Below are 222 nucleotides of genomic sequence, written 5' to 3' on the forward strand. Positions count from 1 at the left end.
GGCACTGGCCAGATCCCGCAGCAACGGCGCCAACGACCACCCGTCCCCGGCGATATGGTGGATCACCAACAGCAGCACGTACTCGCCGCGGGTATGGTCGTCCTCGCCCGGACCGGTGCAGCGGAACACGCTCGCCCGCACCGGGATCTGCGCCGACAGGTCGAACGTATACCGTGCCGCGGCGGCCACCGCCGCCTCCACATCCGCCACCTCGGCCACTTC

1 protein-coding gene is annotated in these 222 nt (G+C 70.3%); it reads right to left on the minus strand.

From position 1 onward, the window contains the following. The coding region (locus tag ACX4ZE_RS23555; RefSeq protein WP_480275662.1) for a condensation domain-containing protein at positions 1–210 on the minus strand (210 nt) is incomplete at its 3' end. Positions 211–222: the final 12 nt, after the last annotated feature.

The organism is Nocardia sp. TBRC8007 (genome assembly GCF_056629435.1).